10 protein-coding genes are annotated in these 26669 nt (G+C 59.4%); 6 read left to right on the plus strand and 4 right to left on the minus strand.

Annotated features, from left to right (window positions below):
- Positions 1-24: 24 nt before the first annotated feature.
- The 4 genes from BGLCM_RS07050 to BGLCM_RS07065 all read right to left on the minus strand — a co-directional run bounded on the left by BGLCM_RS07050 (position 25) and on the right by BGLCM_RS07065 (position 12055).
- Positions 25-1356, minus strand: coding sequence for an MFS transporter (locus BGLCM_RS07050; RefSeq protein WP_006294490.1), 1332 nt, complete (start codon positions 1354-1356; stop codon positions 25-27).
- A 736-nt stretch (positions 1357-2092) separates the two neighbouring features.
- Positions 2093-3055 (minus strand): GNAT family N-acetyltransferase, encoded by a 963-nt coding sequence (locus tag BGLCM_RS08120; RefSeq protein WP_006294489.1) that lies wholly within the window; start codon positions 3053-3055, stop codon positions 2093-2095.
- A 197-nt stretch (positions 3056-3252) separates the two neighbouring features.
- Positions 3253-7473 (minus strand): ATP-dependent DNA helicase, encoded by a 4221-nt coding sequence (locus tag BGLCM_RS07060; RefSeq protein WP_006294488.1) that lies wholly within the window; start codon positions 7471-7473, stop codon positions 3253-3255.
- 4 nt (positions 7474-7477) lie between these two features.
- Entirely contained in the window at positions 7478-12055 is a 4578-nt protein-coding gene (locus tag BGLCM_RS07065) for a PD-(D/E)XK nuclease family protein (protein WP_006294487.1), read from the minus strand.
- Positions 12056-12277: 222 nt separating this feature from the next.
- Here BGLCM_RS07065 and BGLCM_RS07070 point away from each other — a divergent pair, with 222 nt between their 5' ends.
- The 6 genes from BGLCM_RS07070 (at position 12278) to BGLCM_RS08125 (ending at position 26665) form a co-directional block, all read left to right on the plus strand.
- The gene (locus BGLCM_RS07070) at positions 12278-13777 is read left to right on the plus strand and encodes a serine/threonine-protein kinase (protein WP_238548647.1); all 1500 of its coding nucleotides are present in this window, start codon (positions 12278-12280) and stop codon (positions 13775-13777) included.
- 76 nt (positions 13778-13853) lie between these two features.
- Complete coding sequence (locus tag BGLCM_RS07075) at positions 13854-19931, plus strand: Ig-like domain-containing protein (protein ID WP_052380779.1); 6078 nt, start codon at positions 13854-13856, stop codon at positions 19929-19931.
- A 132-nt stretch (positions 19932-20063) separates the two neighbouring features.
- A complete protein-coding gene (locus tag BGLCM_RS07080) occupies positions 20064-21596 on the plus strand; it encodes an AAA family ATPase (protein ID WP_006294484.1) in 1533 nt (510 codons plus the stop codon).
- Positions 21597-21744: 148 nt separating this feature from the next.
- Positions 21745-22926: a DUF58 domain-containing protein gene (locus BGLCM_RS07085; RefSeq protein WP_006294483.1), complete on the plus strand. Its 1182-nt coding sequence runs from the start codon at positions 21745-21747 to the stop codon at positions 22924-22926.
- A complete protein-coding gene (locus BGLCM_RS07090; protein WP_006294482.1) occupies positions 22923-25496 on the plus strand; it encodes a transglutaminase TgpA family protein in 2574 nt (857 codons plus the stop codon). Before BGLCM_RS07085 ends, BGLCM_RS07090 begins: the two co-directional genes overlap by 4 nt.
- Entirely contained in the window at positions 25493-26665 is a 1173-nt protein-coding gene (locus BGLCM_RS08125) for a PP2C family protein-serine/threonine phosphatase (RefSeq protein ID WP_006294481.1), read from the plus strand. The genes BGLCM_RS07090 and BGLCM_RS08125 overlap by 4 nt, the downstream gene beginning before the upstream one ends.
- Positions 26666-26669 lie beyond the last annotated feature (4 nt).

Here is a 26669-nt window from a genome sequence, read left to right on the forward strand (position 1 = left end):
TATGGCGAACTGCAGGAAACCGCATCAATCTTGGCGCAGTGCCAAATCGGTGCGGTTTTTGTTGGCCACAATGATCCAGCCGATGATGGCGAACGGAATCGAAGCTGCCACGACAATCCAGGTGACCATGACGCCCGAATAGGCGTCGAACTTGTCGACGACGATGCCGGCAACAATCGAGCCGAATGAGGAGCCCACGGCATTGGCCGTCGTCAGCCAAGACAAGCCTTCCGTAAGCTGCGAGTCGGGCACTGTGTCTTTGATAATCAGGTTGCCTGTGGCCAGCAATGGCGCCACCACCAAGCCCGCCAACAGTTCAGTGATACCCAACACAGCGAAGTTGTCCATCGTCAACCGCATGCCAACGAATCCCAAAGCCAGCAACGCCAAACAGATGACCATGCGGCGCCAATGCGAGCCGCGATGTGCGTGCGAACCGAACACGAGCGCGCCAATCAGCGAGCCGGCGGCCAGCATCGCAAGCTGCACGCCCAGGAACGCGTCCAGATGATGCAGTTCCATCCATGCAGTGATCGACACGTCGAACGCCGTGAAGCTCATGTTGAAAATCAGGAAGGTGAAGCAGAGCGGCAGAATGCCTACATACAGCAGCACGTTGCGCACCTGCTTGCGCGTGGCGGACTGTGATGGACGCGTGCGGCGTTGTGTGAAGAAGGTGTCGGCAGCCTTGTTGCCATCAAACTCGCCGCGTGCCAGACGCAACTCAGGGTCGTCGGCCGCAACGAGTTCAGGCGTGGCGACCACGGCATGCAACACCGGCGGCTGAGTGGAGCGCTGGGCGAAGAATATCGTGCCGCCGATGGCCGCGGCCGCCGTGGGCACAAACAGCTGACTGACGGGATGCACACCTGTGGCCAACGAGGCAGCCAAAATGGGGCCGAAAATGTAAATAACCTCGTCAACGGCGGCCTCAAATGCATACGCCGTATCGAGCAGGTCTTCATTGTCGGTGCGTTCGAGCAGATACGCCCACCGCGTGCGCACGAGCGCGCCGAACGAGAATTGCGTGCCACCCATGATGATTGCGAGTACGAACAGCAGTGGAATCGGCACACGCATCAGTGCCGCTATGGCGAACGCACACATCACCACGACTTGCACAGCCAGCACCACCGAACCCACGCGCCGTTGGCCGAAGCGGTCAAACAAGCGCGCATACAACGGTGTGACCGCCGCCACGGCCAAAATGTAGGCACCGCTCATGGCGCCGGCAACCGTCCAATTGTTATACAAATGGTTGAGCGCGAGCACAATGCCGAGGCTCATCATCGACAATGGCAAACGGGCCAATGCGGCTGAAGCGCTAAACGCTTTGGCGCCGGGCAACGCGAACATGCGCGCATACGGCGACTTGGCATGCGGCGACGGCTGCCTCCGCTGCGGTGGTTGCGACTGCTGACGTGGCTGCGACGGCTGTTGTTGTTGCCGCGGCTGCGGCTGCTGCTGTCGTTGTTGCGACGGCTGTCGGTCCTGTTGCCGGGATTGTTGCTGTTGCGGCTGCTGTTGTGACCGCCTAGTGATGGACAGTGAAGCGTTCATGCGGTGTAATCCTCCAGAACGCTACCCTACTCGGCCGCGCCGCATCGCGCTCCGCCTCACGCACGCAGCCGAATACCTCAAACTGCATCTTTCCGTACCAGCCTGGTCAGGAAAACCGCACTTTCCAGCCCAAAACTGCATCTCCGCTTACCAGCCTGGTCAGGGAAACTACCCTTCGCGTCCCAAAACTGCATCCTCGCTTACCAGCGTGGTCAGGATAGATACATTTCCGGTCACAAAACCGCATCTCCGTTTACCAGCGTGGTCAGGGGGGTTACGGTTTCTAGTTCAAACTGCACCTTTCCGTACCAGCCTGGTCAGGAAAGTTACCCTTCCCAGCCCAAAACTGCATCTCTCCGTACCAGCCTGGTCAGGAGGGTTACGGTTTCTAGTTCAAACTGCATCTCCGTTTACCAGCCTGGTCAGGGAAACTACAGTTGGGCAAACAAAACGGCCTCGCAGTACCGGACGGGTACGGCGAGGCCGCGAGTTGGGCTCGGTGCACATCACCTCAGCGTCGCTGGTGGGCGGCTCAGACCAGGCGCACGGTTCCCATGTAGATATATTGGTCGTCGGTGAGCGTCACGGCTCCTGGAGCTAAATCACCGGCCGCGCCCAGACCGTCAGCCGCGCCCGCGCCCGCGTCACCAGCCGCGTCCGCGCCACCAGACACGCCCGTATCCCCCGCAGCAGCATCCCCCGCAGCAGCATCCCCCGCAACCGCCTCGGCCTGCGCCTCCAGCCGCGCGATCTGCTGGTCGGTCAGATTGACCGGATATGGATCGCTGTCGTCATCTTCCGGATGGTCGGCATGTAGGCGCTGCGCCACGCGTTGCAGGCCCTTATGGTCGTAGAAGCTGTAGTCGCATGACGAATCGGTATGCAGGAAGAACGCCGTCACGCCCTCTGCGGCCAGGCTCTCGAGCATCTGCCGCCACAACGCGCCACCCACGCCCATGCCGCGCGTATCTGGGTTGACCATGAACAGTTCCAGCTCGGCTTGCGTATCTTCACGCACGAGGCATTCGTCCTCAAGCTCGCGCTCCTGGGCAAAGAACTCCTGCAATTGCGCGAGTTTGCGCTGGCCTTTGGGTGATGTGCGCATCAACGCTTCGGTCAGTTCCAACGCTTCGCGCGCTTGCGTGAACAGTTGCGGTTGACCCACCACACGCGTCAACGTCAGCCCCGCAAACTCGCCATTGGGGGTACGTCCGATCGTGCCTTGCGTCGCCAGATCGAGATAGTGCAACGTCAGATATCGTGACGCCAACGCCGCCATCGGCGTGCCAACGATAGCCGGATCAGTGATCGGCCATGTGCGGTCGAATCCCGTGATGACGTCTTCCACATCATCCCACTGCACGGGCGCATACTGCACCATTTCGGGCCGCACGCTCGCTTTGGCGAGCGCCGCGATCCCGCCACGCCCGTTACGCACCTCTCCCCTTTGCCGATTTTTTGCACCATCTTGCATGCCGGCTTGTTCTGCACTCATACGCGTTCCTCCTAGCTGCCACACTACTCGACCCGCGCCTGTGCCGTCCGACAGTCACGCACGCAGCCGAACGTTCGGTCGCCTGCCAGCCCGGTTGTCACGCGGTTCCGTGTCTGCCGCCTGGGTATCTACCGAGGTCCCGGTTTCCGCTGGATTTCTAGCGTCACACGTGTCCCCGGTTCACCCCAATTTCCGCGTCACTCGTCGTCGCCGTCCACGCCTTGGGGAATGCCTTCGCGCAGTTCGTTGAGAATCTGCTGTTCGCTCTTGGGTTCGGCCGTGAGCGAGCGCCGGTTTTCGTCGGCTTCACTCACGTAGTAGAGCGTGGCATCGATGCGTTCAATCGGGATGTCTTGTGCGCGGGACCACAACAGCCGGTAAAAGTCAAGTTGTCGTAGTTTCTCTTGCACGTCCTCGGGTTTGACTGGTCGCCTGCCGGTTTTCCAGTCGACAATCGTGAAGCTATGTTCGGTATCGGAGCCGTCCAACCGTCCGCGGAAAATCGCGTCAATTTTGCCTGGCATGATTGCCAGTTCGTTTGCCGCGCCGTCCGTCTCGGATTCGCCCGCCGATTTGGGCACGGCCATGACGACGCTTTGTTCGGCGGCTTCCAGTTGGCGCGCCGCCCATGGTGATTCGACGATGCGCTGCTGCCAGGTGAGCATGTCTCGTTCGGCTTGCAACGCTTTGGCCGTGTCCTTGTGATCTTCCAGACTGTCGGCTTCCAACTGCTGTTCGCGCATGTCGAGATTGCGCATCGCTTCGTGCATGTCGTTGATCATTGCGGCTTGCGATTCGAGCGTTTCGCCGCTTCCGGCTTTGAGGAACCGTTCGGCCCAGTTGTGTAGCCGCGTGCCGGCTTGTGCCGCGCTCGACGACGACACGTATGGGATTGGCCGCACGAGCGAGCGCGCAAATTCCAACCGTTCAGCTTCGTTATCATGTCCCGCGTAATGCTGCAACGTCGTCACGGTCAGGCGTTTCGTGCGCAGCACGGCTTGGGCTTTGCGCAGGATTTCCTTGTTGAGTTGCGCGCCGCGCAGTACGGCGGCCGCGCTCAGGTCAACGTCGTGCAAGATTTTCTGCGCTTGTGCCTGCAGCGTAGGCTGTGTTGCTTCTTTTGATTCCTGTGGTTGCGCCATACCCGCCGCAGCCACCCCGTCGCCACCCTGCGTATCGGCATCATGCAGCGTGGCCATGGCTTCGCGTACGAGTTGTGCCGAATGGGCGAGACGCTGGGCCAACGCGGGGCTCAACTGTGTCGGGAATGGCAGTGTGCCGGCCGTGTCATCATCGGTTAGCGGCGCATTCCAAGCGTCCCCGACCACGACGTTTTCCCACGTTTGCGCGTCATCGCCCACAAAGAATCCTTGGGGCAGGTCGAATCCGAGGCCTTGCGGCGTGCGCAGCGTCTGGCCGCCTGCCGCGTCTTCGGCTGTGGCTGTCTCATGAAGGTTCGTTGGTGTGGACGCCCAATCCTGCTGGTTTGCATGATGGTAGGTCAGCACGTCCTCCACTTCGGCAAAGAAGTTGGAAACGGATTTGCCGCGTTCGTCGCCACTGAGCAGTGTTTCGTCACGCGTCAGTGCTGTGGGCAATGTGCTGGCCGTGAGCAATACGGCTTTCTTCGCGCGTGTGATGGCCACATACATCAGGCGTCGTTCGTCGGCGTGGTGGCGCCGGCCGTATTCTTCGAGTTGCGTCAAATACCAATTGTTCGCGTCGTCCGCATCGCCCTGCGCTTGCGCCATGGCCGAACGTGATTGGCGTAATGAGCCTTTGAGCTCGTCATCCAATGTTTCCAACGCATCCAAGCGGCGCAATGCGGCCAACGGGTCCACAGCGCCCGTCTCTTCGTCATCGCTGGAACCGTCCGCCGCATCATGCGGGAATTGCGGCAAAATGCCCGCGTCCACGCGCACGGGCACCGGCACGGCTTGCGGCATTGTCAGCCAGGTGTCGGCGGTTTCCTGATATTCGGGCGGCTGCCACATGGGCGCGTCTTCGACGGCACCCGAGCCTGGCGCATGGGTTTGGCCAAACAGTGTGTCTGGCGTTTCGATCTTCAAATGTTCGCCGACATTGCTTGGGAACGTGTTGGCTTCAAGGCTTGGGATCACGACGGCATCCCATTCCAAACCTTTGGACTGGTGGATCGTCATCAGCACCACGTCGCATACGGCATCCACGCCTTGTGCGGTTTCCTCTTGCGCGTCCTTGAGCGATTCCACCCAGGCGAGGAACCCGCGCAATGACACGGATTGGTCGTTGGAAATCTCCTGCACATACGTGCTCACCAAGTTGTGCAGCGACCGCAATGGTGATTGGACGCTGGCCGCATGCTCATCACGACCTTGCAAACCGGCCGCCACAAGCATGTCGATGTCAAGGTTCAACGCTTCACTTGCCGCACGGATCGCCTCATCAAGCGGCCCGTAAAGCGAGGCTTTGACGGCCTGCAATGCTTGCGCGGCTGAGAGCAACGATGCGCGTCCCTGCTCACTGATGTCGGTGGTTGTGAGCAATTGCGCCAAATCGTCGTGCAGCAACGTGTCGACGAGGAACACGCTGTTGGGCAGTTTATTGCGATACTCGCGTACCGCGGCTTTTTGATCGCGCAACGCCGTCGCGGCAATCGCCGCGTCAAGGTCGTCACCTTTGCCCGAGGGCTTCACCACGCCTGTTTCGCAGAGCAGCCGATAACGTTGCTGCATGTTCAACTGTTCAGCCAATTTGGCGAACGCCGCCAAGTCATGCGCGTTCACATGGTAACGGGCCGTGGCCAGCAAGCGCAGCATGTGGGCCGCGTCGGCATGGTCGCTGGCCGCATGCAGCAACGCGAGCACATCACGCACTTCAGCACGGTCAAGCAATGCCGATTTGCCGACGACTTGCACACTCAACCCTGCGGATTCCAGCGCCGCACGATATTCATCCATATGCGTTTTGGACCTAAACAGCAGTGCCACATGCGGCGCTTGGGCGTCCACTCCCATCTCAGGGTCCACGCTGCCGTACTTGCGTTGCGCTTCATGCACAAACCGCACAATGCCATCAATCTCTTCACCGCGCGTCACATAGTGCTGCATGCCAATCACGCCACGATCCGCTGTGGCCATTGTGGTCAGTTCAGGCACATCCACTTCGCGCATCGGCGAACTGCTGCGACGTTTGGGCGCTTTACGCAACGACATGGTCAACGCGTTCGCCGCTTCAAGCACGAGCTTCGCGTTGCGTCGCGTCATCGTGATCGGCAGCGGCGCATAAGTAGGCGGCAAGCCAAAATCACGTTGGAACATGCGAAATGCGCCGGGACTGGCTCCTCGCCATGCGTAAATCGATTGGAACGGGTCACCCACGGCTCCCACCGCCGATGTGCCCGCGGGTTGCATACCGGCTTCATCGGCATGGGTGGGCGTGGAGTCGGGATGGAACAACGCGGCCAACAGTGACGCCTGCGTTGTGGACGTGTCTTGGTATTCGTCCAACAGCACATGCGTGTAACGACGGCGATACTGTTCACCGATCGACGGGAATTGCGTGACGAGCTGGTAGGCGGCGATTGTGAAATCGCCAAACTCGGCCATATGACGCTGCTGTTTGGCTTGCGCATACAGCTGCACCAACGACAACAGCGTCTCGCGTTTGCGTGTCACCTCACGCAAATCCATGGCGGTTTGCAACGCCTTCTGCTCGCCAATCAGTTCGTTTTCAGCATTGATTTGCGCGACTTTTTCGGCATACTGCTGGTCGGTCTGTTTTTTGGTGCGCTTGGGCACGCTTTTGAAATTGGGGATTTTCTCAGGCAGTTCGCGCTCGCCGATCAGTTCATCGAGCAGGTCAAGGAACGCCTGGTCCCATTCATGCACGCGTTGCACGGCTTGGTCAAAGGTATGGCAATCGCCGCCAATCATCGAACTGGCAATATTGTTGGACAGCGCATACACGTCGTTCACCATCGTCGAGAACGAACCATAATCTTTCGACGCTTCAAGCACCTGTTGCATGTTCGCGTCCACAACGTCGCTAATCAGCTGGTGTGCGCCAGCTTCACTCAACGGTTGCACGTTCTGGTCAAACCCGACGAGCAACCCGTATCGACGCACGATGCCTTGGAAAAACGCATCATAGGTCAACACTTCGGGCTTCATGAACCGTGCGGCGTTCGATGTATCATCCGCATGCAACGACTTCGTATACGCGCTCGTGACGCGTTGCAACAGCTCGCTGGCCGCTTTGCGTGTGAATGTCAAGCCCAGAATATGCTGCGGCGGCACGCCTTGGTCAATCAGATGGATGATGCGTTCGGTCATCGTATAGGTTTTGCCCGAACCTGCGCCAGCCACCACCAGGAACGTGTCGTCATGAGGCGCTTCAATAATCGCGGCCTGCTCCGCCGTCGGTGTTTTCTTGACCATCGTTTCAGCCCCTTCTCGTTTCGAATACCGTGTCGGCGCCTTGGCCGCACGCCGGACAAATCGTATGGTTCACACTGCGCGAGCAATATGACATATGTCCGGCAACGGGATGTGCTGTCAACTGTTCGGACACACTGGCCGCCGCCGCATAGCACACGCGCGCAATCATCGTCAACGCCCAGATGGCAAACGTGCCACGCAACGCAAGGAACTGTTGCCAAGCCTCGTCAGGCACACCCTCTGGCGCTTCCTGCGGCAACGATATGTCAAACAGTGCAGACAATTCCTTGAAATACGGCCGCGGTTCATAGGCGCTGCTGTTGAGCGCGCCACGCTTGAACAATGCGGGCTGCGACAACGCTTCGGCACTGCGTGATTGCGCAGGCAGCTGCAGCTTGCCGTCCTTGTCGGTGGGATAGAACAAATCACATTGCGTGATCACGGGCATATGCTGCAAATCGCGCACGCGTCGGCCTTGCTCGTTCGATGGGAATGCGAACCCCAATTGGTAACAAATAAGCTGCAAATCCTGGAACTGTTCAGGCCCTGTGCGCCTATGGCCGGTTTTATAGTCCACAATGCGCAGCGTGTGCGTGCCGTCCGGCTGTTCACGCCATTCTTCACGGTCAATGCGGCCTGTCAGCTCAATGCGCAAGCCTTGCGGCGTGACCTGCGGCCAACCATCCACGAGCACACCCATCATTGCGATAAGCGTGGATTCGTCAATCGCATCAACTTCGGGCATCGCGTTATAGGCGTCGAGCACATCGGCAAGCGTGAACGAAGCCCTGAACGGTGATTCGGCATGCGATTGCACAAGTTTGCCCAGCGGCGGGCAGCCTTTGTATGCGGGATAATCCGCTTGGTCGCTCAACACAAAATATCGTGCGATTGCATAGAGCACGTCGTGGGCACGCAGCTTGTCTTGTTGCATGGTGTAGCGCTCTTTCGCGGTTTTCGGTTCAGGCTCTGCGGCCATGCGCTGCTCAAACTCGGTCATCATCAGGTCGCTGATCGCTTTGATGCGTGCATCCTGGCCAAGCTTGGTCAAATCTGAATCAGGTTTCGGATTGTCCCAATGCTGTTCGGTGGCATGGGCGGCCACATCATGGATGATTGTGCCGAACGAGGTGCTGACCGATCCGCGTTGCGGACCCGCATAGACTTTGTCAAGTTTGGCGCAAATCGGGCATTCCCAGTAACTGTCGACTTGCGAAGGCGAAAGCACGACCGTTTGCATGCCATTGGCGGTTGCCAGCACGGTTGAGGAAGCCGCATCATGCGGGCGCATGGCTGCCGCTACAGATGACTGTGCTGCAGCTGATGGTTGTGCTGCAGCTGACTGCTGCATTGATGGCATGGTTGGACCACTCTGGGCAGCGGTCGCGCTATCAGTTGCATCCATTGACGTCGGCATCATGATTGACGCGGCACGAGCCACACTGGCAGCGCTGGCCATACTGGCATTCGCGGCCGTATTGCCAACCGTATTGTCGCCAGCTGGCAACGTAGCATTGGACTGTGCTGTGGTATCCGATTGCATGGTGTCCGATTGCGTGTCATCCACAAACGGCCAGTTGGCCGGATCAGCCGCACTGACGCCTCCTGCAGCCAACCGGGCGAGCGCCATCGCCGCGTCACGTACTCGCGGATCGTTGAGCGAAGCTGTCTCATCGGTCAACACCATGCGTGCGAGCGCAATGATACCGCGTGCGTCCTCGTTCAAATCCTTGAGCTGCTGCGCTGCCACATGATCGGTGTCGTCGGTTTCACCCATGGCTGCCAAGCGTTGCAATGGCTGCCAATATGGGTTTTCACGGTCGTTGAACCATTCGGGCGCATATGCGAAGAGGAATTCAGATGGAGCGGTGTCTTCGCTGGCCACGGCGCTGAGCCATACGCTGCCGCCTTGGGCAGTCGGGTCGACGCGTGTCAACGCGACGAGGAAGCTTTTTTGCTCGTTGGCCAGCACTTCGCGTACGGCCAGGTCATGTTGGCCGCCTTGCGTTTCACGCATGAACGTTGGTGCGCCGTAGAGTGCGACTTGCACAAGGTCGTCGCCACCAAACATCGTGCCTCGTGGCACGAGGTTCGGCCATGTGCCTTCTTGCACGGCCGGCATGAACACATGCGTCCAATGCCGTCCGGCGGCTCCGGCTGGTGTCGTCAATGTGACGGCCTGGTCGATCGGTGCCACTTTGGCCAGTGAGTCGGCTTCAATCTGCAGTTGGCGGACTTGGTCGATGAACGCTGTGATCGTCGTGCCTTCGCTTGCACCATTGGCATATTCAAACAGACGCATCGCCACATCGAGCCGGTCGTTGGCTGCGCGTCCGGCCGCATTGTTCGTGAACGCGGCTGTTTGCCAACGTTTGGCCACGTTCGTGGCGTTCCATGCGCAGGCGAGCGCATCAGCCGGCATCATACGCGGTTGGGTGGCGAATTGTTGCGCGATTGTGTGCACGAGCGACCACAGCCGGCGGTACATCATGATTGTGCGCGACTGGCCCATGATTAGTTGCAACGCGTCAAGCAGCTTGGGGGCTCCGTCATGCATCAGCATCAGCGTCATCGCATCCGATCCGAAGCTCAATGGTTCTTCGTTACGCGCGGATTCGTCGAAGTTGGAGTTGTCAATGGTCAGTGTGGGGAAATCATCATGATGTTGCCGCGCGGACGCAACAAAGTCGGCGTGTAGAGCCTGCCACTGCTCTTCCAGCGAAGTGAGCAGCGTGGAGTCGGTGGCAGCGGGAGCATGCTTGACCACGCTGGAAAGCGAGTCGATGGCCTGCATGGCCGTCTCGATTGTTTCCAAATGCAACGGCTGGTCGGCAGTGTCTTGCGCGCGTCCTGCCGGTTGCAGCAGCGCGCTGGCGGCGATGCTGCGCACGCGAGAGGCCACCCACGCCACGGCCTGGCGCTCGCCCATGCCGGAACGGGCGATGCCTGCGTTGCGCATCTGCGCGAGCTCAATCAGCGCGAACAGCGCTTGCACGAACGGCTCTTCAATCAGCGCACGCGTGACAGATGAGAAGCGCACAGGCACGCCGTCGCGACGCAAGCGCGCACCCAACGTGCGGATCGCCGCGTTGTCGTGCATGATGACGGCAATGTTGTTCCACGGCACGGCATGGTCCAAATGCAGCGATTTGATACGCCACACCACATTGTCTTCCTCTTCTTGTGCCGAACGGTAGACCAGCCCTTTGAACGTGCCGTCAAGCAGACGCGCGTCCGTGTTGTCCAACGTACGGATCGGCCATGCGCCCTCATGCGCGGGGAGTTTGCCCAAGCGGTGCGGCATGGCCGTGTCGGTCGGTTCGATCGCTTCGATCGACAATGAAACGCGTGAGGCCACGGTGTCGAGCATCGTGGGCGTGACCGATGGGCTCGAGTCGTGACGCAACGGCTGCAAGTGTGTGACTTGTGCATGCATCTGGTCGCGCAGCACGCGGAACACATATTCCGGGTAGGAACCGCGGAACGTCTGCACGGATTCGTCAGGGTTGCCGGCCAACGTCAGCCGCACCCCCCTGCTGGCCAAGGCTTGCAGGAACGCCAGTCCGGCGAGTGTCAAATCCTGCACGTCATCCATGATCAGCTCACGCAACATCGGCGGCTCGGCCTGGTCGCGTACGAGTCGGGCGGCTGCTCCAAGCAGTTCCGACGGGTCGAGACGATACTCATGCGGGAACGCACGCGCCACTTCGCTCGCGTATTCGCGGCGCAACGCCCATGCCAGATGCCATTGCGTGCGCAAACGCTCGCCCGTCAGCCCCGTATCGCGCACGGCATCGAGATACTCGCTCTCCTGAACGTCAGTCAACCCGATTTCGGCCATGCGCGCCAACATGTCGCGCATTTGCGCAATGAATTCACCATCAATGCCTTCCAAAAACAGGCTGGCCGTCGTCTGCGGCTGCAACGTCAGCACATTGGCGTTGGCGTTGGAACCGGACATGTCAGGCGTTTCTTGCGCCAGCGTCTGCGCTGCCGTTGGTGCGGCCGCGTCAACAGGCGCGCTCTGGTTGCAAATGACGCGCTCCCAATGATCTTGCTCAAAATAAGCGCGCAACTGTTCGCACGTCGCGCACGTCTCTCCCGCTTGTGCTTGCGCAATATGGCGTCCCAACACGCGGCGCAACAGCAAATCCTGTTCGGCGCCGTTGATCAGGCGCGGCAACGTGCGGTTCTCTCGCTCGCGCTGCTCAGTGATTAGACGGAACGCTACGGCGTTCAACGTGGTGACAGGCCTGGCCTGCGAAGTCACGCCCAATTGGCGGATCAAATCGTCCGACAATGCGTCGGCAATTTGACGATTGGTCACAGCCATGACCACGCGATCATCACCTTCAGTTCGGCATGCGTCCACCATATGTGTGAACAGTGTGCGCGTCTTGCCGCTGGCCGGGGGACCAACAACCAGTCGAATTGCAGCGCTCTGCGTGGCTTCGCTGCCTGTTTCTCTGGCGTGAGTATTGTGTGTACGCTGCTGCAAGAGACCCTCCCAACATTGCGATTCCAGCCAAAACTGCCCGTATGAGTCTGAGCTCCCCGTGCCAATATTGAGCTTAGCGTGCATCAAAAAATGTTTCTACCTCAACATGAGTTAATTTCTAAAAATATTGAACTACCGCTTGCACCGCCATAGGATGCCCCCATAGACTATCAGCGGGGCTTCCATCCATATGCGCATAGGTCGTGATCATGCCGTGATCATGTACCGAAGCAGTACCGTCAACCAGCGGATACTGAGCCGGCGCCGACCTGTTATGCGCACATGAACGAAAGGACAACATCGGCTATGGCTGCGCAGAACACGCCAATGAGAGGACACACACGACGTCCCTCGACGTCAGCGCATGCGGGCAAACGTGCCCCGGTGCAGCCGCCCAAGCTTAATGGATACAGTTATGTGCGCGCTTTGGGTGAAGGCACGACGGCGGCCGTGTTCCTCTACGAGCAGCATGGCACCGAACGGCAAGTGGCGATCAAAGTCAGCCGAGGACGCTTGGACCCGCGCGCGGGGGCACGGTTCCGCACGGAAGCCAATTTCATGGCCAAACTCTCAACGCACCCTTATATCCTTTCGATTTATGAAACAGGCGTGACCGATGACGGCCGCAGTTTCATCGTGTTCGAATACGCCACGCGCGGCAACATGAAAGACTTGCTCGACCATGGCACGTATGGCGTGGACGAAACGCTCGACATCGGCATCAATCTGGCCAGCGCGCTGTATACGGCACATCGCGCGGGCATTGTGCACCGCGACATCAAAACCAGCAACGTGCTGATCAGCGACCAGGGACTGCCCGCATTGGCTGATTTCGGCATCGCCACAAACATTTACGACCATCGCGCCACCGGCTATTCGCTGCCATGGGCGCCTCCGGAAGTGTTGCGCTCGCAAGGAGGAGGCGACGAGAAAAGCGACATGTATTCGCTGGCCGCCACATTGTATGCGATGCTCGCGGGCAAATCGCCTTATGAATACGGCTACCATCCGCATACGCAACAGGAGTTGGCGTCAGCCATCATGAACCGTCCACTGCCGGCACTCAACCGGGCCGACGTGCCTGAGGAAGTCGAGCATGTGCTCGCGCGGGCGCTGAGCAAAAACCGTGAAGACCGCTACTACTCGGTCTTGGAATTCGCATATGCCTTACAAGAGGCGCAGCAACATGCGTTCGGCCATGCCACACCCGTGACTGTGGAAGGTGTGGAACGGTTCTCGCGCGCGTTGACCAGGCAGCAGGCCGCGGCCACAGCCGCAGCCACGGGAGCACTTGGAGCCGGCATGCCTGGCGCGGCAGGGGCAAGCGCAGCAGTCAATGGCGCTTCAGGCGCGCAGATGCGTCGCGGCATCGTCATTGCGTCAAGCATTGTGGCCGCATTCGCATTGATTGCACTCGTCGTCGTGCTCGTTGTGTTGCCCAATATCGACCGTGGCCAATCGAGTTCCGTGGCCGTCGTCAATCCCAATGCCACCGCCTCACAATCGACCAATGCCGACACTGGCGATTACGCGGGTTCTGCCGTGGTGCCCGGTCCGGAAGCGTTGTCCGGCTCGATTCGTGGAGACTCGGCCGTGTTCAGCTGGTCGAATCCCGATCCGCAAACGGGTGACAAATACAGCTGGAATCTGCTCGATGGTGCGAACTCCTCCGAAGCGGCCACAATCACCACAGACACGCATGTCAGCGTACCGGCCTCACCAGGAGCCCAGACCTGCATCCAGGTCAGCATCATCCGCGCCGACCGCAGCATGTCGCAAGCCGTGCCCGTATGCGCCACGCGCTAACGCCAACCATTCACTGATCCGAGATTGAACCACGCCACTTGAGAGAAGCACAAGACGAGAGAGGGTGACGCGAATCATGGCCTTATTCAACAAGCCGCAAGGACCACAATCAGCGCAATCCTATGAGCGCACGCAACGCCGCAGCGCACGGCTGCAAGCGTTGATCAGCAATTGCAAGCGCCCTTGGCTGCTGCCTGTGGTCGCGCTGCTCGCGATGGTTGCAATGATTGTGGGCGCGATCATCATCAGTTCGGTAACACAACGCCATTTGCAGCTCGATGACGGCACCGTATGGGTGACCTCCACCGCCAATGGCAAAGCCGCACGTTATAACGCACGCCTCAAGGAGGCCGATGCTTCGGTGCGCGCCGGTTCACCACAGTTCGACGTGGCGCAATACAACGGCACCACCATGCTGGCCGAAGATGCGCAAACCAGCGCCATTGAAGCATCCACGATTGCGATGAGCGATTCGACGGCGACCAAAACCGGCATGCACACGCTGATTGGCGGCGACACGGTGGCGTTCGTTGACACGACGCGTGGCAACATGTGGGTTGCCGACGCTGCCGATGTGACCACGGCCAAGCCGGCCGATGCCGATCCCGACTTGAAACTGGGTGCCAATGGCATGGCTGTGGTCACGCATGACGGCACCGTGTACGGGTATCGTCCGGCTGATGGCGCAGTGCTCAAAGTCGAGCAGCGCAATACCGACAAACCCGTCACGATTGACTCGCCTACGGGTGGCAAGGCCATGGAAGTGGATTCGTTCACCGTGGTGAACGACGTACCATTCGTCACGCATGACGACCAGGTGTTCTGGCCCGGACACAGCGCTCAGTTTGAAGGCGTGAAATCCATGACATTGCAAGCGCCTCCTGCCGATGATCAGCAGTCGGATTGGGTGGCTGTGTCCTATGCGGGCGGCACGGGCACGATCGACGTGAAGAAAGGCACGCCCGTCTCGCTGCCCTCGGGCGGCAATGGCGAGGCTGCACAGCCGGTGTCGGTCAATGGATGCGCGTATGCCGCGTTCAGCCAGCAATCCCGCAATTTCTTGCGCGTGTGCGCGGCCAACGATGCACAACCGGCGTATCAGACGTTGCAAGAGATCACGGCCACATCCAAACTGCGTTTCCGTGTGAACCATCGTTTGGTGGTGCTCAACGACACGACGAACGGGTATTTGTGGAATCCTGATGATTCGACCGACGTGATCAAACTGCAATGGCAGAAGATGCAAACCGAGGAAACACGCACCGAGCAAAGCAATGATCAGACCACCACGAACACGAACGACTTCGCGAAGGAATGCTCGGCAACATCAGGCAAGATCAAAGCCGAAGACGATTCGTTCGGCGTGCGCCCGGGCAGCCATGAAGTGCTTGACGTGCTGCGCAATGACCAGCAAACCGATTGCTCCGTGTTGCGCATCACTGAGGTGAGCGCTCCCAAAGACAGCAGCGTGAAACCTTCCATCGCGTATGACGGCAGGTTCATCCAGCTTGACGCCACGGCGGCGTCTTCGGGCAAGGCAAGTTTCACCTACACGATTTCCGACGGCCATGAGCAGACGTCGCAAGCCACTGTGCACCTCGATGTGACGCGTGCGGGCAATCGCGCACCTCAAAGTCATGAGAAGCCTGAGGAAATCATGGTTGAGCAGAACGCGTCGTATACGATGAACGCGTTGGGCACGTTCAAAGATCCCGACGGCGATCCGTTGACATTGCTGTCCGCCACTGTTGACAACAGTGACAAGGCCACTGTGTCCACGCGTGCCGACGGCCAGCTCACGTTCAATTCGGGCGGCATGGAACAAGGCAACGCCACTGTCAACGTCACGGTCACCGACGGCACCGACACAGCCACGCAATCGATTTATTTCTCCGTGCGTCCGGCACATACGTTGCCCGCACATATTGATCCCGTGCTTAAGCGCACGACGCCGAACACGCCCACACGCGTGGATTTGCGGCCGTATGTGCATGGCACGAGCGCCGATCCGGCACAGTTGACGAGCGTTGACAAAGTCGACAAAGTCAGCACGTCGATGCTGGCTTCCGAAATGGCGTTCACGTTCACAGCCCAGACGCCAGGCACGTATTACGTGCCGTACACGATCACACAGGGCACGATTCCCGCCACGGGTCTGGTGCGTGTGGAAGTCGAACCGATGACCGAAGACCAGGCCAAGCCAATCGCCGTCAACGATACGGCGTTGCTGGGCGCCGATAACACGGCGATTGTGGAACCGTTGACGAACGATATCGATCCGTTGGGCGGCGTGTTGTCGGTCACCTCGGTCAAAGCGCCCACGGCTGACGGCACGAACGTCAAAGTCGGTATGGTCGCGAACAAACGCGTCTATATCACGGCAATCACAGCCCCAACCAAGCCCGTCTCAATCCGCTACGAAGTCGCCAATGGCGCAGGACGTTCCACAGGCACGATTGTGTTGCAGCCCGCAAACTTTGAACGTTCCAGCAGCATGCCGAAAGCTTCGAATGTGAAGGTTTCCGTGCGTACGGGCGGCATTGTGTCGGTGGATGTGCCCGACCATGTTTCGTATAGTGACGGCACGTCGATTAGCGTGGACAACGAGCTCAAATATGATGAGGCCACGTTCAAAGGTTTGGCGTTCGTTTCGGCCGACGTGGTGCGTTACCTGGCTCCCACAGAGCCCGGCACCTACCCCGTGACCTATACGGTGCGCGACAATTTGGGCTATACGGCTTCGGCCACGATCACGTTTGACGTGCATCGTGCTGATGCGGAAAACAAGAACGCCCCCTCGCCTATCGCAACGGAAGCCCAGGTGGCGGCCGGGCAGAAAATCCGTGTGCCCGTAACGCTGCGTGGCATTGATCCCGATGGCGACGATGTGCAGTTGACCGGTTTGGGCAACAAAGCGCCAACCAAGGGCCGTGTCACTGAAGTCGGCTCCGATTATTTGGTCTACGAAGCCTATGACGATAGTTTCGGCACTGATGAATTCACCTATGCCGTTGAGGATTGGACGGGACGGCGTGCCCAGGCTACGGCTCGCGTCGGCATTTTCAGTGATGGCGCGAATTCCAACGTGTATGCGCGCAACGATGAGATCACGTTGCGTCCGCACACGTCAACGACCGTGCCCGTGCTGATCAATGACGTGTCGAGTGATGATTCCGAATTGACGTTGTCGAAAGATGTGGAGGTCACGAATCTTGATGACGTGACCGTGCACGACAACCAGATTTCGTTCACGACCAAAGGCAAAGCGGGTATCGGATATATCACGTATACGATTTCGAACGATGCGGGCATCACTGATACGGCCACATTGAGTGTGACCGTGGACCCGGATGCGAAAATCCAAGCCCCGACAGCCTACGATTACCGTGTGCCGGCCATCGCGACGATTGATAAGCGCAGCGTGGACGTGGACGTTTCCCCGTGGATTGCCAATCCGTCGGGCTCGTTGGATGAGCTGAAAGTGGCTGTGGATCCGTCAGCCACCGACCATGCCTCGTTGGTTTCTGGCAGTACGACCACGATCAATGTGGAATTGACCGATGAAGCGCGTGCCGTGCCTTACACGGTCACGAACACGACACATGGCATCACGTCGACGGCGTTCATCCAAGTGCCTGCCTATGGCGTGTTCCCGCCATTGCTGCGTAAGGCTCCGCCGATCAGCGTGAATGCGGGCGAACCCGTCACGCTTAAAGTCGCCGATTATGTGCGCGTGGGCGCCGGCAAGACGCCTGTTATTGAAAAGGGTTCGGTCAGTGCCACCAAGGGTTCCGGCCAGCTCAAGGATGACCAGACGATGGTGTTTACAGCCGACAAAGACTATGGCGGCCCGGCCTCGATCACGTTCACTGTGACTGACGGCAAGAGTGAAGGCACGAATGCTGGATCGGTCAAGCATGTCAATTCAAGCGTGATCACATTGCCAATCACCGTGATTGGCCATGAGATTCCAGCACCTACATTCTCGACGACCACCGTGGACGTGGAAGCTGGCGAACAACCGACCACAGTGGATTTGACGGCGTTGACGCATTCCACTGCCGCTGAGGAAGACCGCAAGTTCACGTATGCGGGCGGTCAGGGCGGCAACGGTATCGAGTCGTCACTGACCTCGGACGGCAAGCTGACCGTGAGCGCTCCGGCTGGCACGAAGCCTGGTGCGCAAACCTCAATCACGTTCACGATTGAATACGGCAAGGGCACGCCGATCACGGCCGGTGTGACGGCACGCGTTGTGGCATCGAAGAAACCGTTGGCCCAAGTGCCGAATCAGACAGTGGAACTCAACGCTGGTGAAACCAAAAAGGTCAATGTGTTGGAGCAGGCGCAAAACCCGTTCTCCGATAAGCCGTTGAAGATTATGTCGGCCACGGCCGCTGAAGGCTCCAAGCTCAGCGTGGCCGTGGAGGGCGATTCGATTGCGGTGACTGCGGCCAAGGATTTGAACCGCACGCAGTCGTCCGTCGTCGTCACTGTGGCCGATGCCACGAACGACCAGAACCGTTATGTGACGGCAACCATCACGTTCGCGGTGATTGGCAAGCCGATGGCTCCGATTCTGGCGGCCGCCAAAGCCGCGGATGGTTCAGTCACGCTCAACTGGTCGATGCCGCAAAACGGTGAGGGTGGCAGCCCGATCACAAAGTATGAAGTGGTGTGGGCCAATGGTTCCCAGGACTGCGGCACCGCCATGCAATGCAACATCACTGGTTTGGCCAATGGCACCGAATACACGTTCCGTGTCACAGCGGCGAACAAAGTCGGCGTTTCCGAACCCTCCAACGAGCTAAAAGCCACGCCGGATCGTGCGTCCGACAAACCCGAGATCACGAGCGCTGTGGTCACCGGTGGCAACACGGTGAAGGTGACTTGGAACAAACCCAAATATACCGACAAGCAGTTCAGCGGGTACACCGTGTATATCGGTGCCTCTGCGAACGAAAAGCTTGCTGAATCATCCGCATCCGTAGGCGCGACCAGCTGCGACCTTAGTGTTGATCCCGACGCGATCAACAAGGCGACCACGTATCAAGCTTATGTTGTCGCTGAAAGCAAGAACGCTGATTTTGGCCCGGTCACTTCTGAGGGTCATAAGTTGTCGGGTGATTTCTATGGCACGCCGGAGGAACCGAGCATAAACGCTTCGTTCAATCCGCAAGACGAAATCATCACGGTCACAGTCAATACCGGCAATGACCACAATGCCGGCTGCAAAGCGATTGAAGTGACCGATGCCAAGGAAGGTCCGCAATCTTGCGGCAATCAGACATTCACCATTGATGTCCGTGAGCAAATCAATGAGAGTCCAACCTATACCGTGACCGGTAGCGTGACGTACGCACATAGTGCAACGAAGCCAATCAGCAAAGAGGTACCTACCCCTCTGTCGGCGTCCGCTGTTGGAAATCCGAAGTTTGACGGTTTGACCCCCAATGAGGATAAAACCGAAGGTACTTGCGTTTATACTTGGACGAATCCTGGGAAGAGCACTGGCATTACCGTCAGCGACAATGCGACGCTTGACCCATCCGGAACTCGTGCGACGGCCAAGATTGGACGATGGCAACCATGCCCCACGATTAGGGTGACCAATCACTATAAGCAACACTCTAAGAACACAACGGAGATTGTTGCCCACAGTGATGCGGTATTGAAGGTTGAACCTGAGGTGAATGCCAATGACTCCAGTGTTGAATGGACCGACCGCAATACAATCAGGCTCCATATTCAAGACAATGCGTTTGATCGCAAGGGCTACGATGGCGCATCCACCGCTTCAATCATGTTCTTCAAGAAAGCTGACAACAGTCCTCTGAAGACCATTGACTCCCCTTATGATGGCCAAACGCTGACTGTGCATGAAGATTGGAATTGGCCTGATGATGTGCAGTGGAAGCTGACGTTGCAAACTGACCCTTCATTGAGAACAGCCCAGTCCGGTCCATATGACACCACAAACTCACGTCCGGCTGCCCCAACCCCAGACCCCGAGCCTTCAGACTCGTCCTCCTCAACCGACCCGCCGCAGCGTCGCCGAGTGCGTGGCATACACCGCGCACATCGCGCACATCGCGCTTGCAGTCGCCGTCTGTGTTCCGCCAATTATGGCAGCAACAAGGATTCCTGCCCGTGAACACAGTCAAGTTCATCTGATTTGCGGCGGCAGGCATCATTCGCTTGCCGCCCGATCGGGCAACCGCATAGCTTACGCATCGTGGATGCCATGATGCATGGAAACGTCAGAACCCCATAAGGAGAAATAATCATGAATCAAGCAGCGAACCAGCCGCAGAACGTTTCTGAAGAAACGATCCTCGCCTCCCAACCGGACGTGTCGGAAGAGACGATTCTGGCCGATCAAACCGCCGCGCAGCCTGGGCCGGCGGCCGCTGCGGATTCCACGGTGCTGGCCGACGCGACCTCACATGCGGACGCAACGGCGCTCGCAAGCTCAGCGAGCGCGACGGCATCTCACATGCCGCATGTGCAGATGCCCGACCTGCCGCCGCGCACGCACGGCACCACCGACATGTCGAATGCCACGGCCTCCGCTGCTTCTTCCATCTCCCCCACCTCCCCGCAGCCCACGCCACTGTCGACCCCGCAGACGCACGCCCAACCCGCCGCTCAGCCCACCCACCCGATGCCGGCGATGCCCGCCAAGCCGACGCCCTCCACGCAGCCAGCAACCTCCACGCAGCCCGCTGCAACCTCTCCCCAGCCCGCTGCAACCTCCCCCCAGCCCGCAACCTCCACCACAAACACGACGCTCGCGGTCCTGCCGCCGCTCGGAGTGCAGGCCGGAGCCTCGACGGCCAGCAAGGAGGACATCGCACGCTTTGCACAGGATTTCCAGAAGATCCAGGAGAACGTGTCGCAAGTCGTCGTCGGCAAGGATGTGCCCGTGCGCCAGTGCATCACGGCGCTGATTGCGGGCGGTCATATTCTGTTGGAAGACAACCCGGGCACGGGTAAAACGCAGCTCGCGCGCGGTATGGCGCATTCGCTAGCTGATGACAACGCGGACGAAGCGTTCAAGCGCATCCAGTTCACACCCGATCTGCTGCCGTCCGATGTGGTGGGCGTGACGTTCTACGACCAGAAAACGGGTGATTTCACGTTCCGCAAGGGTCCCGTGTTCGCGTCCGTCGTGCTCGCGGACGAGATCAACCGTGCTTCACCGAAAACGCAGTCGGCGTTACTTGAGGTGATGGAAGAGCAAAAGGTGACGGTGGACGGCGTCACGTATGCCGTGCCGCAACCATTCATTGTGATCGCGACGCAGAATCCGGTGGAACAGCTCGGCACCTACAAGCTGCCGGAAGCGCAGATGGACCGTTTCCTGATCAAGACAACAATCGGCTACCCGGCACACGAGTTCAGCATCGACCTGCTCAAGCAAGTCAACATCCGCGACCGCGCATCGAGCGTCTCCCCTGTTATTTCACGCAAGGAAATCCTTGAGATGCGCCAAATCGCCGAGCAGGTATTCATTGATGATGTGCTGCTCGAATATATTGTGCGACTCGTGGAAGCCACGCGCCATCATGCCGACGTTGCGGTGGGTTCCTCGATGCGTGGCGCGCTCGCGTTGACGCGCTGCGCTCGCGTGTGGGCCGCGTCGCAGGGCCGCGGCTATGTGGTGCCCGACGACATCAACGCGCTGGCCGTGCCTGTGCTCGCGCACCGCATGGTGTTGACGAGCGAAGCGCTGTTCACGGCCGTGACGCCCGAGAACATCATCGAACGCATCGTGGAGGAAGTGCCGGCACCGCAGATGGGCGCGTCGGCGGTCTGAACCAGCAGGGTTGCTGCCCGCCCCCACCGTCCACCACAAACCTGAGGGATAAGACAAGAACATGACGGACTCAGCACGCGCTCCCCGCGCTCCCCGCGCCACTCGCGCTTCACGCACTGCACGCGCCATTCACCGCCGCCGCGACCTTATGCGGCGCCTGCACCGGCTGCATCGGCATATTCGCCGCTGGCTGCGCGCCTACGTCTCCCCATTGGGATGGGCCACGCTCGCACTGGCCATCATGTTGTGGGTCACGTTCGGCTGTTTTGGCTGGCATGAGCTGTTGGCCGCGGCGATCGTGTGCACAGTCATGCTGTTGGCCGCGCTCGTGATGAGCCTGGGCAACACGGCGTTTGACGCAACGATCAGCGTTTCGCAGTTGCGCGTGAGCATCAATGACGAGGTCAACGTGCAGGTTGACGTGCGCAATCCGGGCTCAGCTCCCACGGCGAGCGCGCGTGCCGACCTGCCGATGGGTGACATGCATGAACGTTTCAACATTCCGATGCTCGGTTCGCACCAGTCGAAGCACACGTCAGTCAGTTTCAAAGCGGTGACGAGAGCTGTGCTGCCCGTGGGTCCGTTGATGATTCGCAAGGGCGACCCGTTTGGCCTGATGCGTCATGAACACAAGCTTGCGCAGCGCGTGACTGTGTTCATTCATCCCGACATTGTGATTCTGGACCGCTTGCATGCTGGCATTCCGCGTGATCTTGAGGGCAATCCGAGCGGCGACATTGTGGATGACGACCTTGATTTTTATGGCTTGCGTGAGTATGAGCCCGGCGATGACGTGCGCAACGTGCACTGGTTGAGTTCGGCGAAGACACGCACGTTGATGATTCGCCAGTTTGAGGCGACGAGGCGTACCGACACGTCGATCACGTGCGATGTGAATCCTGATGATTACCCGGATTCTCGCGCGTTCGAGCTGGCCGTGAGCGTGCACGCCTCGCTTGGCGTGCAGGCGTTGCGTGAGGGTCGTCCGCTCTACATGAACGCAGGTTCAACGCATGTCAAGCCCGCGAATCCCACGCAGTTTTTGGACCAGTGCAGTGCGATTGAACCCGATTTTCAGGATGAACGCAATTTGGTGCGTGGCGCGTTGATGTTCACGCCCGACGCTTCGTTCTATGCGATTACGGTCGGCGCGTTCAAACCGTTGGACGATATTCGTCATATGGTCATGGCGCTTCCGGCGGCTGCCACCTGTTTGGTTGTGCAGGTCGCTCCGGGGGCTCCGCGCGCTCTGCATGTGTTCCCCGAGTTCACGCTGGCTACCGTGGGTTCGCTTGATGATTTGCCGCCGGTGATGGGAGCGTTGCGATGACCAAAGACAACAAGCAACCTTCACTGCCTGATTTTTCGTTCACGGGCACCGGTACCGGCACGTTCACTGGCACCGGTTTTACGGGCACGAGCACCACGGGGTCGTGGGCGCAAGACACGCATTCGGTCATTTGGATGACGAACACGAACGGCCCCGGCTCGCGTCTTGACGTGTCGGGCGTGCAGTGGCGTCGTATGGCTGTCAACGCGGCCATCGTTGTGTTGGCCACGCTGATTGCGTCCACAGCGTTGATTGCCGTGTATGGGTCGGTTGGCGTGTGGGCGCGCGCCGCTGTGCCTGCGGCCGTGCTTGCGTTTGGCATTGTGATGGCCGGCGCGCTGCGTTCACTGCGTTTGTGGTGGCAGTTGTTCTTCCTCGTGGTCGCGCAGTGGGTGATCGGCCCGGTGGTGTGTCTCAACGACACGGCCATCGGCCATGTGTTGCCGAGTTTGCGAACGCTGCATGATGGTTGGTTCGCCACGTTCGGTTCGTTCAAATATCTCGTCGCCATCGCACCGCCCGTTTCCGACACGCAGGGCGCGTTGATGGCGGTGTGGACGCTCGTGCTGTGGGTTGGCGTGATCGCCGGTTTTGTGGGTTCGTTGAACAACGGCAAGCTTTCGATTGTTTCAACATTGCTCGTGCTGCTTGAGTTCTGCGGTTGCGCACTGCTCGGCACGCAAGACGGCTGGTTCCCGTCCGTCACAGGTTTGGTGGCGATGCTGATGCTTGTGGCCTGGATGTCGTGGCGTTGGCAGCTGCTTGAGGCCGGACGGTTGCTCTCGTGCATTGTTATTGTGGTGACGGCCGGCGCCATTGCGTTTGGCGGTTGTCTGCTGCTGCCCCAGCATCGCACAATCTTGCGTGACGTTTATGAACCGCCGTTGAGCCCATATGATTACACGAGTCCGTTGAGTGGCATGCGCGCGTTTGTGCGCGATCACAAAGACGACACGTTGCTGACCGTCAGGAATCTGCCCGAGGGCACTGCCGTGCGTTTGGCTGTGATGGACCGTTTCGATGGCAATGTTTGGAATCTTTCTGATTCCCGCGAAGCCTCAGATTCCTCAAATTACACGCGTGTCGGCACGAATATACATGCTGATACCACGGGTACGAAGTTCACCGCGCAATACACGGTGCATACAGGCATGCGTGACGACTGGTTGCCGTTGGCCGGAGCCGCCACGAGTGTGACATTTGACCCGACCGATTTGGAATCGTCGTTCTACTACAACACGGGCACCGACACGGGCCTGCTGACAACCGGGTTGAAGGACGGCTTGACGTACACCGAAACCGGTGTGATTCCCGAACAGCCCACTGATGAGCAGATTGCGAAAGCTTCAGTCGCTTCAATCAAGCAACCGACCGCCCAGGATGTGCCGAACAGTATCAGCAAACTGGCCACGGCCACGGCTGGCGGCAAATCCCAAGGTGGTGAAGCCGCGCAGGATTTGGCGCAAATGCTGCGTGACCAAGGCTGGTTCTCGCATGGTCTTGGTGGCGAACACGAGTCGCTGCCAGGTCATGGCAACTATCGTTTGACGAAACTGCTGGCTGGCACGGCCATGGTAGGCGATAGTGAACAGTACGCTTCAGCCATGGCGCTGATGGCGCGCGAGCTGGGTTTGCCGAGTCGCGTTGTCATGGGATTCCTGCCGAAGAATCAGGATGGCGACATTGACGACAGCCGCACGCAAAAACATGCCGATGGCACAGTGATTGACTTCACGGGCAACGATGTGACGGCTTGGGTTGAGATTCATCTGGCCCATTACGGTTGGGTGCCGTTCTATCCGACACCGAAGGAGACGAAGATTCCTGACGAGGACCAGGATTTGACGCCGCCAAACCCGGAGACGCTCGTGCATCAGCCGCCGTTGCCGTTGACCGACCCGTTGCGCGATGAACAGAACACGACGGGCCAGTCGTCGCTCGACGGTGACGAAGCCACTGAAGATACGGGTCCGAACGGCTGGGCCACGTTCTGGCATGTGACAGGACAAGTGGCGCTCTACGGCTCTCCGCTGTGGATTGTGCTTGGCATCGCGGGATTGATTCTGCTGATCAAAGCGTTACAGCTGGCCTATGTCAGGCGTCACGGCAATGCACAAGTGCGCGTGGGTGCCGGATGGCAGTCCGTCGCGAATCTCGCGTTGCAAAGTGGCATGGACTTGCATGGCACACGCTCCGAGCAAGCCTTGCAAATTTCGCAGCAGCTGCATGTCAAAGGCCGCGCATTGCATGATGCGCAGAGTACAGCCGATTATGCGGCGTTCTCGGGCATGCCCGTCAGTGAAGAGCAGGTGCGTGCATACTGGCAGACGGTGGACGCGTTGCGCAAACGCATGTTGTTCGCGTTGCCGCGTTGGCGCCGGTTGCGCACACGATTGTCGTTGCGCGGTGTATGGCACGCGTCAGCGAAGCGGCCGTTAAAGGATTCGGCCGTGCATGAGAAATCAAAAGACACTGCTCAATCCACGCGTACGATGAACGACGCCAAGCGAGGCGGCACCAAGCCGGCCACAACCAAGCAACGCAAGCGTCGCGGAAAGGAGCGCTCATGAACGCGCAAGCAATCGCGGCATACGGATGCAGTGACATTGGCAAACGCCGCGCAACCAACCAAGACAGTTTTGTCGTGTCGTCGGGCGTCTACCTGGTCTGTGATGGCATGGGCGGCGCGCAAGGTGGTGAACGGGCGAGCGCACTCACAGCCCAGCAGATGGCCACCCTCGCCCAGATGCCGTGCCGTGAACCGGCCGACATTCGCGAGGCGTTGCGCCAAGCCCAGGTGCAAACGCTGGCATTGGGTCGTGAACTCGGCGGCGTGGCCGGCACGACGGTCACGGGCATTGTCTGCGAGTACGCGCCGCAACCGAACGCAGCTGGCGCGCGAGGCGAATCGGATGAGGCTGGCGAGTATCTCGATGAGAATCTTGACGGCCCTACGTTGACTGATCTGTCCCCGATTAGTGCGAACGGCCAGCAGGCTGCGGCAGGTCAACCCGATCACGCGGCTCAGCCCGATGCCACTGCCTTGCTTGGCCAGGGCGAACACCCCGCACAGGGCGCCCAATCGACAGATACCGACCACTCAGCGCACGCCAACCACCCGACGCACGCGAGGCACGCGAGGCACGCCACTCACCGCAAGGCTGCCCTCGACGCGGACGCCACGCTGACCAGCGAGGAAGCGCGCCAGTTCGCAGTCCACGATGCGTTGTCGGCTGGCGAATCGGGTCCCGGCACGGTGTTTGTGGTCAACGTCGGCGATTCACGCACCTACCATTTGGACCGGTTTCCCGACGGATCGTTCAACCCGGCGACGTTGCGGCAGTTGACGAAGGACCATTCGCGCCGCCAGGAAGCGTTGGATAGCGGCATGAGCGTGCAAGAAGTCAATCGCACAATCGCACGCAATGTCATCACGCAATGCGTGGGCGCGCCAGCCGGCATCCGGCCCGACGTCACGCCCGTGCCGGCCACAGGCCGGTTCATTATTTGTTCCGATGGACTTCATGCGTTGGTCGATGACGAGACGATCGCGCATATTGCGTCGAGCCATCAGGATGTGGCGCAAACTGCCCGATTGCTGATCGATGCGGCACTCGACGGGGGTGGCGATGATAACGTTAGCGTCGTAGTGGTTGATATGCCGACCACGCAGCCTACAGTTGGCGCATGGACCGTCCCCAATGACGATGACGACATGGACAGCACGATGCAGTCATAGCCGC

The sequence above is a fragment of the Bifidobacterium gallicum DSM 20093 = LMG 11596 genome, from assembly GCF_000741205.1.
GTDB lineage: Bacteria > Actinomycetota > Actinomycetes > Actinomycetales > Bifidobacteriaceae > Bifidobacterium > Bifidobacterium gallicum.